The 14,409-nt window shown below is 35.0% G+C and carries 14 protein-coding genes, 1 riboswitch and 1 other annotated feature; of the genes, 11 read left to right on the forward strand and 3 right to left on the reverse strand.

What is annotated here, in order from left to right:
* Positions 1 to 534: 534 nt before the first annotated feature.
* Positions 535 to 759: a binding site (T-box leader), on the forward strand.
* A 56-nt stretch (positions 760 to 815) separates the two neighbouring features.
* The 11 genes from brnQ to HMPREF2811_RS05075 all read left to right on the forward strand — a co-directional run bounded on the left by brnQ (position 816) and on the right by HMPREF2811_RS05075 (position 12,306).
* The gene (gene brnQ / locus HMPREF2811_RS05025) at positions 816 to 2,162 is read left to right on the forward strand and encodes a branched-chain amino acid transport system II carrier protein (protein WP_071408370.1); all 1,347 of its coding nucleotides are present in this window, start codon (positions 816 to 818) and stop codon (positions 2,160 to 2,162) included.
* A 373-nt stretch (positions 2,163 to 2,535) separates the two neighbouring features.
* Positions 2,536 to 2,692, forward strand: a riboswitch (M-box (ykoK) riboswitch).
* Between the two features lie 173 nt (positions 2,693 to 2,865).
* Positions 2,866 to 4,191, forward strand: coding sequence for a magnesium transporter (mgtE, locus tag HMPREF2811_RS05030; protein ID WP_071408371.1), 1,326 nt, complete (start codon positions 2,866 to 2,868; stop codon positions 4,189 to 4,191).
* A gap of 464 nt (positions 4,192 to 4,655) precedes the next feature.
* Positions 4,656 to 5,054, forward strand: a complete 399-nt coding sequence (locus tag HMPREF2811_RS05035; protein WP_071408372.1) for an arsenate reductase/protein-tyrosine-phosphatase family protein — start codon at positions 4,656 to 4,658, stop codon at positions 5,052 to 5,054.
* Between the two features lie 256 nt (positions 5,055 to 5,310).
* Entirely contained in the window at positions 5,311 to 6,213 is a 903-nt protein-coding gene (gene rbsK, locus HMPREF2811_RS05040; protein WP_071408373.1) for a ribokinase, read from the forward strand.
* Positions 6,188 to 6,586, forward strand: coding sequence for a D-ribose pyranase (rbsD, locus tag HMPREF2811_RS05045; protein WP_071408374.1), 399 nt, complete (start codon positions 6,188 to 6,190; stop codon positions 6,584 to 6,586). The genes rbsK and rbsD overlap by 26 nt, the downstream gene beginning before the upstream one ends.
* 29 nt (positions 6,587 to 6,615) lie before the next feature.
* On the forward strand, positions 6,616 to 8,103 hold the full coding sequence (locus tag HMPREF2811_RS05050) for a sugar ABC transporter ATP-binding protein (protein ID WP_071408375.1): 1,488 nt from the start codon (positions 6,616 to 6,618) through the stop codon (positions 8,101 to 8,103).
* Positions 8,103 to 9,059: an ABC transporter permease gene (locus HMPREF2811_RS05055; protein WP_071408376.1), complete on the forward strand. Its 957-nt coding sequence runs from the start codon at positions 8,103 to 8,105 to the stop codon at positions 9,057 to 9,059. The genes HMPREF2811_RS05050 and HMPREF2811_RS05055 overlap by 1 nt, the downstream gene beginning before the upstream one ends.
* An 18-nt stretch (positions 9,060 to 9,077) precedes the next feature.
* Complete coding sequence (locus HMPREF2811_RS05060; RefSeq protein ID WP_071408377.1) at positions 9,078 to 10,016, forward strand: substrate-binding domain-containing protein; 939 nt, start codon at positions 9,078 to 9,080, stop codon at positions 10,014 to 10,016.
* Positions 10,017 to 10,061: 45 nt separating this feature from the next.
* Positions 10,062 to 10,307, forward strand: a complete 246-nt coding sequence (locus tag HMPREF2811_RS05065) for a PTS sugar transporter subunit IIB (RefSeq protein ID WP_071408378.1) — start codon at positions 10,062 to 10,064, stop codon at positions 10,305 to 10,307.
* Between the two features lie 237 nt (positions 10,308 to 10,544).
* On the forward strand, positions 10,545 to 11,567 hold the full coding sequence (locus HMPREF2811_RS05070) for a LacI family DNA-binding transcriptional regulator (protein ID WP_071408379.1): 1,023 nt from the start codon (positions 10,545 to 10,547) through the stop codon (positions 11,565 to 11,567).
* Between the two features lie 154 nt (positions 11,568 to 11,721).
* Positions 11,722 to 12,306 carry a DJ-1 family glyoxalase III gene (locus tag HMPREF2811_RS05075; protein ID WP_071408380.1) on the forward strand — a complete coding sequence of 195 codons (585 nt, stop codon included), beginning with the start codon at positions 11,722 to 11,724 and terminating at the stop codon, positions 12,304 to 12,306.
* 132 nt (positions 12,307 to 12,438) lie between these two features.
* On the opposite strand, the gene HMPREF2811_RS05080 is transcribed toward HMPREF2811_RS05075, so the two are convergent.
* The 3 genes from HMPREF2811_RS05080 to HMPREF2811_RS05090 all read right to left on the reverse strand — a co-directional run.
* On the reverse strand, positions 12,439 to 13,002 hold the full coding sequence (locus tag HMPREF2811_RS05080; protein WP_071408381.1) for a chromate transporter: 564 nt from the start codon (positions 13,000 to 13,002) through the stop codon (positions 12,439 to 12,441).
* The gene (locus tag HMPREF2811_RS05085; RefSeq protein WP_210386544.1) at positions 13,002 to 13,577 is read right to left on the reverse strand and encodes a chromate transporter; all 576 of its coding nucleotides are present in this window, start codon (positions 13,575 to 13,577) and stop codon (positions 13,002 to 13,004) included. Before HMPREF2811_RS05085 ends, HMPREF2811_RS05080 begins: the two co-directional genes overlap by 1 nt.
* 290 nt (positions 13,578 to 13,867) lie before the next feature.
* The coding region (locus tag HMPREF2811_RS05090) for a hypothetical protein (RefSeq protein WP_246829814.1) at positions 13,868 to 14,409 on the reverse strand (542 nt) is incomplete at its 5' end.

Raw genomic sequence — 14,409 nt, forward strand, 5'->3', positions numbered from 1 at the left:
TTATTCAATTTTCTACTTCTGGTCCACTCCCATAACTTGGCGTTTCAATCAATACCAACTCCTAAATGAAAACAGAAGCAGATTATTTTGCTTCTGTTTTTTTGACTAAGAATCGAGAGGATACCATATATCAGCTAATTCGTGATGGTGGCAGCTCGCCCTGAGAAGTTAACGAGCGTTTATTTTATTTAATAGTGGTTGTGGATGTTATGGTTGTTTCTATTACTGACGTTCTATTGAAAAAAAGCTACGGACAGGCTACTCGTAGAAGAAGTAGGTATATTTATCTCAAATGAACAACTGAAAAAAATCAGCCGTGTCTGGAATCATGTATGAGAAAATTTGTGGTGAGAGCCCAAATAAGAAGTGGATTAATACTGGGAAATTGCTTCCGTAATCAACTATTATCAATCATTTCAACTAAGTGATTACTAAAACTTAAAGATTTGTTAAAGTTTTTAGCTGAAAATAAAAAAAGGTGCTTGACACTGTCTAAAATGAGTGTTAATATAATTGTATTAAAATGATTTTAATCTTAAAAACATGAAAAAACGAGTAAACTTGTGGAGTATTTCAGAGAGTAAGCGGTGGGTGTGAGCTTATATCGAAGTAAGTTGAAAATCCTTTTTCTTATGCAACTCAGAAATTGAGTAAGAGTTGACGCAGTGGTAGGCGTTATCATTACCCAACATTGATAGATGTTCGAGCGCTTATTTAGTTAAGAAAAAAAGGTGGTACCGCGATAATTTCGTCCTTTGTCATTCGTGACAAAGGATTTTTTTATTTTTTAAGAAGAAAAATTAGGAGGAAATAGAATGAAAAAGTTAACCCGTAGTCAGTTTTTACAAGTTAGCATTATGCTATTTGGATTGTTTTTTGGTGCAGGAAATTTAATTTTCCCACCCCTCTTGGGAAATCAAGCAGGATCGACGACACTAATCGCATTATTAAGTTTCGCCATTACAGCCGTGATATTTCCGGTAGTAGGAGCTATTGTTGTTGGTAAGACCGACGGGTTATCGAATTTAGCCAATCGTGTAGGTCCTTGGTTTTCATTAGTTTTTACCACCGCTATTTACGTATCGATTGGACCAGGGCTTGGAATTCCTAGAGCGGGGAGTGTACCTTTTGAAATGGCGATTGCTCCTTATTTACCTAGTGATTTTAATCCGCTAGTCGCCCGTTTGTTGTATACGGCAGTCTTCTTTGGTGTCGCGATGTGGATTTGTTTAAAACCAACTAAATTAGTTGAAAGAGTAGGAAAGTATTTAACACCTACTTTACTAAGTTTAATCTTACTCATGTTTTTACGAGTAATTTTTTTACCTAAGGAAGTGGCTGCTCCTGTTGGTAATTATCAACAAGCAGCGGTCGTTCAAGGATTTTTAGAAGGCTATAACACCATGGATGCTGTTGCGGCATTAAACTTTGGTTTCGTGGTGAGTTTAGCTATTAAAAACTTTGGTATTACAGATAGAAGCGAAGTCACACGATATACTTTAAAAGCTGGTATTATCGCGGGGTGTGTATTATTTTTAGTTTATGCGATGTTAAGTACAATTGGAATGGTAACTTCTACACAATTTGCCGGTGCTGAAAATGGCGCATTTATCTTATCTGAATCGACAAGATTAGTATTTGGTGAGTTTGGAGCAGTATTATTAGCCTTTATCTTTACTTTAGCTTGCTTAACAACCTGTGTTGGTTTAATTACAAGTGGTAGTGAATATTTCCATACTCTGTTCGGTAAGAAATTATCTTATCATGCTTGGGTCGTGGTTTGGACAGTTTTCTCGTTTGTCATGGCGAACTTTGGATTAAATAACTTATTAGCCTACTCAGTGCCAGTATTAACAGTCATCTATCCAGTTGCTCTGGTATTGATTGTATTAGGGGCTACCCATGATTGGGTGCATTACTCACGTTTAACCTATGTTGTAGCAGCATTTTTATCTGTTGGTTTACCACTGGTTGATTTATTATTTGTTTCATTTGGTTTGAAGTTGCCTTACTTGGCCGATTTATCAGCGTCATTCCCAATGGCAGAATATGGACTTTCTTGGTTAGTGCCAACAGTTGTAGCGGTTGTTGTGTTAACGCTTCTTGAAAAATTATTCGCAGCTGCTAGTGCGCGTGTAAGTTTTGGCTTAACAGAAAAATAACAATACTATTTATCATCTAGTCTCATGTATTTGAGGCTAGATTTTTTTATAAAATGGCAATTGAATACGAAAAATAACTGGATTGAAAATTGCACTTGAGTGCGAAAAAATAGTTTGTACGTAAATTGTTCTTAATCTCGCAAAAAGGAAATGTTTCAGGTTTACTGTTATTTGACGCGATGAGATTGGTAGAGTGTTTTTGTCAAATAACAATGAACGGTTCATTTATATATGAAAAAGTGATGCTTTTTCTTAAAGTACTTGTGATATTGAAAATCGCTTGCTGTTTTCAGAAAATCCTTTAAACGTCAATCTTCATCGATGCTGGTTTACGTGAAAGGTTTAGTTGAAAACAAAATGTAGCTATGTTATACTTTGTTTGAGGTAGGTGAGGCTACTGATAGGATATGGGTTACCGCCGCAAAAAAATGGAGACATTATTCGCTGGTTAGCAGTTGTAATCGCTAAGGTTTCGACTAGTGTAATTTCACCGCCTATCAAAGCTAAAGCTTGAACTAGGTTTTTTTATTGTTTAAGTATTTTTTGGGTCTGCCTGTTTAGAGGTAGACTATTTTTTTCGCCAAAATTTATAATAAAGGAGTGGTTTATATGAAGAGTGATGATTATCCCCAGGGACAAAGGTACAGTATCATATCAATAGCTTCACCTAAACCTCGAATTTATGATGAATTGAGGTATTGGTATGAGAGGAATTTTAGAACTTAACAAAAAAGAATTATTTGATTTAACAGAAAAATTAAATAGAATGCATGAAGTAGATTTGGCTCATTATATGGAAGAGCTGGATACGGAAGAAATTTTATTTATTAGTCGTCTTATTAAAAAAGAACAATTATCAGAAGCTTTCGCTGAGTTGGGAACTGATTATAAACAAGCAATGATTGAGCATTTAAGTGATTCTGAGCTTGAAACAGTTATTCAACATTTGGATTCGTTTGAATTAGCTGAAACTATGCGTGAAGTACCTGCTAATATCGTTAAACGATTAATCCGCCATATAGATGCTAATAGACGCCCTTTAATTAACCAAGTATTAGGTTATCCAGAAGAAAGTATTGGCTCTATTATGGGAGTAGAGTTAGTCAAATGTTATGAAAATGATACACTAGAGACAATTATTGAAAAAGTGAAGAACGCTCAATTTGATGCGGAGTATTTACAAGTTATTTGGGTGGTTAATCATAGTCAACAATTACAGGGGTTCATTAATGTCGCTGATCTCTTAAGATATCAAAATCAACCCTTGTCAGAATTAATCAAACATGATGTCATATCTATTAACACATTAGCTGACCAAGAAGAAGCGGCTAAATTAATGAATAAATATCACTTGTCTGTGTTGCCAGTTATTGATGAAGAAGGTTGCTTAGTAGGAGTTATTTCAACTGAGACCGTATTAGATGTCATTGAAGAAGAGTACTCTGAAGATATCGCTCAAATGCAAGGGATGGCTAATATCGATGAGGGATATTTAGAAGAGTCTGCCTATTCACATTTTTTAAAACGAATTAAATGGCTACTGATATTAATGATTACCGCGACGATGACGGGTTACATTATTCAAAGATATGATGATATTATTTCAACCAGTGTCGTGCTAGCAGCTTATATTCCAATGTTAATGGACAGTGGTGGTAATGCTGGTGGTCAAGCCACAACTGTTATTATTCGTTCCCTTACTTTAGGTGAATTGGATAGTGGAGATATTATAAAAATTATTTGGAAAGAGTTACGAATTGCCTTAATGGTCGGGTTAACCTTAGCCATTATCAACGTTATTCGCATTGGAATGATGGATCATGTTAGTTTAATGGTCAATTTAACCGTATCACTTAGCTTAATGTGTACTATCGTGATGGCTAAACTAGTTGGTGCTGTATTACCATTTATTGGAATATTCTTTAAACAAGATCCAGTCGTAATGGCTGGGCCATTGATTACAACGGTTGTCGATACTTTTGCTTTAATTATTTATTTTGAAATTGCCAGTCTTTTATTAGGTATTTAACGTCTGTCGGATTCCTTTAGGAGTCCGATTTTTTTTGTGTTTAAAAGGGGCCATTAAGCATTGATTAGAAGTGAATGGGTGCACGGTAAATTTATTTATAATACAGGATGGCAACTTAGCTAACTACGAATTAAATAGAAATGAGTGCTATGTGAAATTGGATGATGAAGAGGATGGTTAAATTTTAACGATTTTATTAGCAAATTTAAGAGGCATTAAATAAATTATCGTTTAGACTATCTTATATAAGTAATCAATGGGGCATGTTTCAACATTAAACGAAATCTTATTTAGCACCACGAGTCATTCAACTATAATTGGACAAGGAATTCCAACAAATAGAGATAGTGAACACATGTTAAAGATCATACGCCAAAAATTGGTAAAACTGAAGGAGTTGTACTTGCAGTGACGATTCGCGAGCGTATATAATGAACGGTGAACAGGCATAAAGGGGTGTGAAAATGGAAAAGAAAAAAGTAGCATTTATATGTGTCCATAATTCATGTAGGAGTCAAATTGCTGAAGCTTTAGGAAAACATTTTGCAAGTGAAGTTTTTGAAAGTTATTCAGCTGGAACTGAAACCAAACCGCAAATTAATCAAGATGCTGTCAGAATTATGAAAGAATTATACGGCATTGATATGGAAGCCACTCAGCATTCTAAATTAGTCGATGAAATACCAATGCCGGATTTAGCTTATTCGATGGGCTGTGAAGTGGGCTGTCCATTCATCGGCAAAAAATACGATGGTGATTGGGATTTAGAAGACCCAACGGGACATGGTGATGCCTTCTTCAAAGAAACCATTGCAAAGATTGAACAAAAAGTTTTAGCTTTAAAAGAAGAATTGAGTCAATAGAAATAATATAAAGACATAGGTCCTTTTTCTAATTTTAGGAAAAAGGATTTTTATTATGTAAAATTTATTTTATTGCTTGTTTAATTTGTTAATTTGAAAACAGATTGTATAGATTATGGTAGTCACTAAGGTCGGTAAATAAAATAAAATTTGACAACGGTTTCTTTTTAGTGTATGCTAAGTCTGAAAAAGTTGGTAAAGCGCTTTATCAAACGTTTATCAAGATAGATTAATAACAAAACAAGGGTGGGACAAAATGAAAATAACCGTTATTGGAAGTATTTCAACAGATATCGTAGTGGAAGCAACCGTAGCTCCAGCAGTTGGTGAAACGATACAAGGGGATCAGTTATCTTTTTCATTTGGAGGAAAGGGTGCTAATCAAGCAGTTGCAGTAGCGCGTTTAGGTGTCGAAACCGAAATGATTGGTTCAGTAGGGAATGATGTTTTTGGCAATCAGTTAATTGAAAATTTAGAAAAGAATTTAATAAAAACTGAAGCTGTAAAACAAGTAGAACAAAGTTCAGGGACGGCCATTATTCAGTTAATTCAAGGTGATAATTCAATTATTTATATTCCTGGAGCTAATAATGAATTAACCATTAATGATATCGAAAATGCAAAAAATACTTTGCAAGAAAGTCAGTTAGTCATCATTCAAAATGAAGTGAAAGCGGAAGTGGTGCAAAAGACAATCGATTTGTGTCACGAACTAAAGACGCCATTATTGTATAATCCTGCTCCAGCGCGGCCACTTTCAGACGATTATATTAAAAAGGTAACTTATTTAACACCGAATGAAACGGAGTTTAAAGTACTTTTCCCAAATCAAAATATGGAAGATGTTTTAGCCAAGTATCCTAATAAATTAGTGGTGACATTAGGAGATGAAGGAGCAGCCTATCATAATGGCTCAGAGGTGAAATTAGTTCCATCATTTAAAGTAGATGAAGTCATTGATACGACTGGAGCTGGAGATTGTTTTAATGGTGCGTTTGCTGTTGCTACAGTAAGAGGTTTGGCAATCGATCAAGCAATCAAATTTGCAAATTTAGCCTCATCGATTGCGATTCAGAGATTTGGAGCACAGTCAGGTAATCCTACTCTAAAAGAAATAAAGGAGCATCCGTTTTATGAAAAAGCATGGAATTTTGAATAGTGAGATTAGCAAAGTATTAGCAGATTTAGGACATACCGATCAAATTACGATAGGGGATTGTGGTTTACCAGTTCCGAGTAATGTAAAGAAAATTGATGTATCGCTTAGCCAAGGATTTCCTAAATTTATTGAAGTTTTAAAAGTAGTGTTAGAGGATATGAAGATTGAAAAAGTCATCTTAGCAGAAGAAATCAAAAAAGAAAATGCAAATCAATTGGAAGCAATAAAGTTGCTTTTAGAAGATGATGTTGAAATAGAGTTTGTTTCTCATGAAGATTTTAAACAACAAACTCAAGAATCAAAAGCAGTCATTCGAACAGGTGAAATTACACCATATTCGAATATTATCTTACAATCGAACGTTACATTTTAAATGACTATCACCGAAAGGAGTGCTGTTGTGTGCATGTTTTAATGAAAAATATTGAAAAATCATTTGGGGATAACAAAGTATTACACGATGCTAAAATTGAAATATTACCTGGTGAGGTTCATGCTTTAATGGGCGAAAATGGTGCCGGAAAGTCGACCTTGATGAATATATTGACAGGTGTTCATACAAGAGATGCAGGTGAAATATTATTCGATGGACAACCTAAAGATTTTTCGGGGCCAAAGGAAGCTGAAGAGTTTGGTATTGCATTCATTCATCAAGAATTGAATGTATTAGTTGATATGACAGTTGAAGAAAATATGTATCTCAATAAGGAGATAAAAAATAAGTTTGGCATGTTAGACAAGAAAGCGATGCGAAACAAATGCCAAGAGTTGTTAACATCATTAGAGACTGGAATAAAGCCTACGCAAGAAATGTCAGAATTATCTATCGGGCAACAACAAATGGTAGAGATAAGTAAAGCCTTAATGTCCAATGTAGAAGTCATTATTATGGATGAACCAACAGCAGCGTTGACAGATTCTGAAACGAAAAAATTGTTCGAAGTCATTGAACAGTTAACAGCTAACAATGTAGCGATTGTCTATATCTCACATCGAATGGAAGAAATATTCCAAATTTCAGACCGTATTACCGTAATGCGTGATGGACATTATATTGGGACGAAACAGACTAATGAAACGAATGAAAATGAATTAGTTAAAATGATGATTGGTCGCGAGTTAACCAATCGTTACCCAACTCGTGAAACAAAAATTGGAGAAGTCGTTTTTGAAGTAAAAGACTTAACGCTGGAAGACGAAAGTGTCAATAATGTTTCATTTGATGTCAAAGCGGGTGAAATTTTAGGCTTTAGCGGTTTAATGGGATCCGGTCGTTCAGAAGTGATGCATGGGATATTTGGAAGCAAAGCTTTAAAATCCGGTGAAATTTTTATCAATGGACGCCAAGAAAAAATTGATAATCCATTAAAAGCCATTGATTTAGGACTCGGATTTGTGACAGAGGACCGAAAGAGTGAAGGACTATTACTTGAAAAAAGTATCAGGGAAAATTTAACCGTTACTAATTTCAAGGAATTAGCACCTAAAGGTTTTATAAATGAAAGCGCTGAAAAGGAGATGGCAAATTCGGCGGTTCAAATGTTTAAGATTAAAACTTTCAATACCGAAACAGAAACAGGTAACTTGAGCGGGGGTAATCAACAAAAAGTCGTGATGGCCAAATGGGTGTTGACTAATCCTAAAATTTTAATATTAGATGAACCAACGCGTGGCGTTGATGTGGGGGCAAAAGAGGAAATTTATCAAATTATGAATGATTTAACCAAACAGGGAATCGCTATTATTATGGTTTCATCAGACTTACCTGAAGTTATTGGAATGAGTGATCGAGTTGCAATAATGCGCGAAGGTGAATTAAAAGCAATCATTGATAAAGAACAAATTTCAGAAGAGAATATTATGACTATAGCAACAGGAGGAACTATATAATGGCTGAAACAGCAAAGAAACAAGTAAAATTACATGAATTGGGTGCAATCATTGCCTTAATTGTTTTAGTTGTAGGGATTTCAATTATTAGTCCAGAATTTAGAACATTTGGTAATATTTTAAATCTCTTAAGACAAGCCTCTATTAATGCTTTAATTGCATTTGGGATGACAGCTGTTATTTTAACGGGTGGTATCGATCTTGGAGTAGGTCCAATCTTAGCATTAACCGGAACCGTAACAGCAGGAATGATTGTCAATCTTGGTATCCCTGTCCCTATAGCATTAATGATTGCGATTGTTTTAGGGATTGTCTTAGGATTAGTTGGAGGTATTTTAGTAGGTAAAACAAAATTACAGCCTTTCATTGCTACTTTAATTACTCAGACAGTTTATAGAGGATTAACCTTAATTTATACAGATGGACGACCGATTTCTGGTATTACGAAACCGGAATATGTCGGTGCTCCAATGATTGAATTTATAGGACGCGGTAAATTATTTGGAATTCCAGCGCCTATTATTATCATGTTGATTGCCTTTATTGCGATGTATATCTTGTTAAATAAAACAGCACTTGGACGTAAAATTTATGCTGTCGGATCAAATGAAAAAACATCGATGTTAGCGGGAATTGATATTGCTCGCGTTAAAATTTTTGTTTATTCTTTATCAGGTTTAATGGCAACACTTGCGGGATTAATTTTAATTTCTAGATTGAATTCTGCTCAACCTACTTTGGGAGTAGGATATGAATTAGATGCGATTGCTGCAACAGCTATTGGTGGAACGAGTATGGAAGGAGGACGTGGTAAAATAACAGGAACTTTTATTGGTGTGTTAATTATTGCAGTGTTAAGTAATGGTATGAACATTTTAGGTATTAATTCTTATTTACAAGATATTGTTAAAGGTTTAGTAATACTATTTGCCGTTTTATCAGATAGAAAAAAATAAGATTTGGAGGAAATTAAAATGAAATTAATTAAAAAAATCGCAACGGGATTATTAGCAGCTGGAATGTTATTAAATGGATTTGGAATGACGGCGACAGATGTATCAGCAGAAGAAGTAGAAGGAAAAATAGGTTTTTCGATTTCAACATTAAATAATCCATTCTTTGTTTCAATCGCGGATGGAGCTGAAGAGAAAGCGAAAGAATTAGGTGTGGATATTTCAATCGTTGACGCTGGAAATGATCCAGCTAAGCAGTCAACTGATATTGAAGATTTAATTTCATCAGGAATTAAAGTGTTAATTGTAAACCCAGAAGATTCAGCATCAGTAGGACCATCTGTTCAAATGGCAATTGATGCAGGGATTAAAGTTATTTCAGTGGATAGAATTGTTGAAGGTGCAGATGTAGATGCTTATATTGGAACGGATAACGTAAAAGCAGCGGAATCAGTTGGGGAGTACATGTTAGAAAAATTATCAGAGGAAGATGAAGTAGCAGTCTTAGAAGGGGTACCGGGCGCTTCTTCAGCAATTGACCGTAAAGAAGGATTAATGAATGCTTTAGATGGAAAAGTAAAAGTTGTTTCTTCACAAACAGCCAATTATGACCGTACGGAAGGAATGACTGTAACAGAAAATATTTTACAAGCAAATCCTAATCTAAAAGTAATTTTTGCATCGAATGATGAAATGGCACTAGGTGCAATTGAAGCGGTAAATGCTTTTGGTAAAGTACCGGGAGAAGATATTTTAGTGACAGGTTTTGATGCAACAGATGATGCTAAACAAGCAGTTAAAGATGGAACAATGGCCGTGACTGTAGAGCAAAAACCATTCGATATGGGGAAATTAGCAGTCGAAACAGCTGTTAAAATGCTTAAAGGAGAAACAGTAGAGAAAGAAATTCCAACAGATGTGACATTATTAGATAAAGAAACTGTTGAAGATTCTGAGTAACCTATTTGATTTATTAAATTATTGTAGATAGATGGGGGTAGGCCGATGAGTTCTAAAGAAATAGCGGCAGAAATTATTTCTGCTGTTGGTAAAACTAATATTAAAGAAGTGACACATTGTGCCACGCGCATACGGTTTAATGTTGAGAACAAAAAAATCATAGCCAAATCCAATATAGAAGCATTGGATGTTGTGAAAGGAACTTTAATATTAAATAATCAGTTTCAAGTATTTATTGAATTATCAGAAATACAATCAATCTATGATGCGATACTTGAAATTGTACAATAAGCTTAATATTAAATCATAAATTACAGTGAGTAAGGAGACTGGGCAGAAAAATTGTTCCAGTCTCTTATCATTATTGAAAGGTTAAGCGGTCTTAAACGATGTCTATTCAGATTGTTTGAATCTAATAAAACTTTACGAGATTAGACAATTTGTAATTTTTTTCATTTAATATTATGATAAACAATAATTAAAAATAAAAGAGCATTTCAACTAAGAAATGAGTTGGGGGTGGATAAGTTGAAAGTAACATTGAAAGAAGTGGCAGAAAAGGCCGGAGTTTCTCCAACAACGGTTTCACTAGTTTTGAATAATCGTCCTAATAGGGTATCAAAAGCCAATAAGGAAAAAATATTTCGTATAGCGGAAGAGTTAAAATACGTTCCTAATCAAGTAGCAAGAAGTTTAGCTACAAATCGTACAAATTTAATCGGTTTAATAATACCTAATATTGAAAATCCATTTTTCGCAGGCATTGCAATGGAAATTGAGCAACAATTGACAAGGCGTAATTATGTGACAGTCATTATGAATTCAAATGATAACAATGAAACACAACAACATATTATTTCAAAATTAAACGGTATGAATATCGATGGCCTTATTATTGTTCATGCAAATGGGTTCTTTTACGAAAATTCTTTAATTCAGATTCAACAGGTAAGCTATGATGTGCCGACGATTCATTTAGATCGTTATTTAGAAAAGGTGGCAACACCACAAGTCTATTATGATAATGAACAAGGAAGTTATTTATCTACTCAATATTTAATTAATTTAGGTCATCGAAGGATTGGTAATTTAGGTGCCAATATGACTTTAGTTAACAGTTTACATCGTTCAAACGGCTATTTAAGAGCATTGAGAGAGTACGATATTTCGCCCGAAGAAGAATGGTATGTAGAGACCAAAATTACCTTTGAAGATGGTTATCGAAACGCAGATAAAATATTAGAACAAAAAGAGCTAACAGCAGTTGTTTGTGCTAATGATTTAGTCGCATTAGGTTTTATGAGACGTGCACAAGAATTAGAGATTCGAGTGCCTGAGGATATTTCAGTAGTTGGCTATGATAATATTGAATATAATAAGTTCTCAACAAAACCATTAACTTCTGTTGAACAAAATCCTAATCAGTTAGCATTAGTTGCGATCGATAAGTTATTGAAAGTAATTGAGGGGCAAGACCCCAATAAAGAATTTAACAATGATGTTGTTCTAAAACCTAAATTAATCATAGGTGAAACAACCAGAGCGATTTAGCAGTCTTGAGGAAACGAGGCCGATCATCAATTTATTCGGGAATAGTAGGTTAAGATACCTTATAGGCTTCAGATGACCGTATTGTTTTATAACGTGTTATCATTATGGTATATTAAGATTGTAGTACGATATAAGACAACATAAGGAGGACGAAATGAAAAAATTTTTAGTGTTTTTAGCCGATGGTTTTGAAGAAATTGAAGCATTGACTCCCGTTGACTATTTTAGAAGAGCTGGCATTGAAGTAGATACCGTCTCTATTACAGATGACCTAAAGGTAACAGGTTCTCATAAGATTCCTGTTTTAGCCGATAAATTGTTAAGTGATATTAATCCCGATGATTATTTAGGTTTATATTTACCAGGAGGATTACCAGGTGCGACTAATTTACGAGATAATGAAGCGGTCATTAAACTAGTGCAACAATTTAATAAAGAAGAAAAATTGGTTACGGCAATTTGTGCAGCCCCAATTGTTTTAGAAAAAGCCGGAGTTATTGAAGGTAAAAATGTGACCAGTTTCCCTAGTTTTAAAGAGGAATTGGCGACAGCTAAAGAATATATTGAGGATCATATTGTCGTGGAAGATGGCAATATTATTACCGGTCGTGGTGCAGCTATCGCTATCTATCAATCCTTTAAAATTGTGGAAACCTTACTAGGCCGTGAGGCAGTAGAAAAATTAAAAGAAGGGATTCAACAACACAAAGTGGAAGAGTTTTACGGGTTTAAAGCTTAACTGCTAGTAAAATAGATAAACATCGTTTTAACAATTGAGTCATTATAAAAGCCTTAAAGATAGGTTGGCTAATCCATCACTTATCTTTAAGGCGTTTTTATTTTCTAATTATCAATCTTTTACGATTATCGATTACATTATCAAATAGAGTAGCAATCGCACCACTCCGGCCATTACCATTACATGGATTGGATTCGCTTTGTACTTGCGTAAGAGTGCCAGTGCTGCGATAAATAGAAATAAGCCTATCCAATCGAGATTGAAGCTATCTTTTGGTAATCTTTGTTGACCAAAGATGGCCATATTAAATAAGGATAAGCCAGCTGAAGCAATCATCGCAATGACAGCAGGGCGTAAACCTGCAAGAGCCCCATTAACTAAAGAAAACCCACGATAGCGATAATATAAAAAGGCTAGACTCATCACGATGATATTAGACGGTAAGACGCAGCCAAAGGTGGCCACAAGTGCACCTGGGATTCCTGCAACTTGAATACCGACAAAGGTGGCAGAATTAATCGCAATCGGTCCAGGTGTCATTTCAGTAATCGTCATAATATCAGCAAATTGCGTCATCGTTAGCCATTGATGCAGTTCAACGGTCTGGTCTTGGATGAGTGGCATCGCAGCATAGCCTCCGCCGATACTAAATAAGCCAATTTGAAAAAATGACCAAAATAGTTCTAAAAAAATCATTAAATTTCACCATCCTGTCTACGCATACGGTACCAACTGTCAATTGCTCCAATTAAGGCACAAATGACAATGATTAACAGAATATTAAGGCGTAAATACCTTGAAGCGATAAAGGTTAATACCATGACAATCAGAGGTAACAAGCGTTTTTCTTTCAACAATTGTTGCCCCATGCGCCAAACTACGTCAATAATGACGGCGGCTACTCCTGCCAGCATCCCTCTCATAATAATTCCTACATAAAGATTATCATGAAAAGCTTGGTAAAACATGGAAATAATCGAAATAATGATTAAAGGGGGTAGGACGGTTCCAATCACGGACACCAAGGCTCCTAAAATCCCGCCGACACGATAACCCACTAAGATAGCTGCATTAACTGCAATAGCCCCCGGAGAAGATTGTGCAATCACCGTTAAGTCGACCATCTCCTCTTCTTCAATCCAATGCAATTCTTCAACGAATCGTTTTCGCATTAAAGGGATAATGACAAAACCTCCGCCAAAGGTAAAGGCCGATAATTTAAAGGTAGAGGTAAATAAGTGAAAATAGTCTCGTTTAGTAAAAGGTTTCAAGTTAATTCCTCATTTCTTATGCAAATGATGTTCACTCTTCTAAAATATCATAAATGGAGCTAATTATTAAGGGAAAACCTATTTATAGTCCTAAAAAATAGGAACCACAAGATAAACTGTTGCGTTCATTTTTTATGAGCGTGTACAATAGGGAGAAAAGCTTATATGCCAATAGATATTTCTTTTACCCGATTATTCTGGTTATTAGGAGTGCAGTAGTAGATTGTGAGCCCTTTTTCAATTAGTACCCGGGGTCTATCGGGCTTAATTAGTCCGACCCCGAATTTAAACTAATAATTAGCTACTTTCGTATCTAATTCTAAAAAGTACATACCGCCCGATTTAATATCGTAGCCTTTACCACTTATTGAATAAGCAGTTAAAAGTTTAAAGTTAATTTGTTTGTTCAAAACAACTTTAATTTGTTTCGAAGTCCCAAATTCACTAAACGTGTAAGTCCAACCGTCACTCACTTCCGAACGCATGTCGTTACCTTTCTCATCTTTAACTTTATTACCATCCTGATCTTTTAATTTTGGGTAATGAATTTTAGGCTCCACACCTAAATACACACCAACCAAATTTTCAAAATTAGCTAAATTTGATTGAGCCGAGTTCTCTTTCAACTCCGTTTGAAGTTGTCGCAACTTTTCAATTTGATTAAAATTTTCCATGAAAAAAAGTCCTTTCTTTATTTTTTTTAGCCTATATTTCGCCAAAAAAACTAAAGAAAAGACTTTCCCAAAACGACGACTTCCCGCTCCAACTGCCGATCTTAGTGTAAAATAACTGTTGGTCGGATAAAAGCAAAAAAGATAATCCTCTGCTATAC

Source organism: Globicatella sp. HMSC072A10 (assembly GCF_001811625.1).
GTDB lineage: Bacteria > Bacillota > Bacilli > Lactobacillales > Aerococcaceae > Globicatella > Globicatella sanguinis.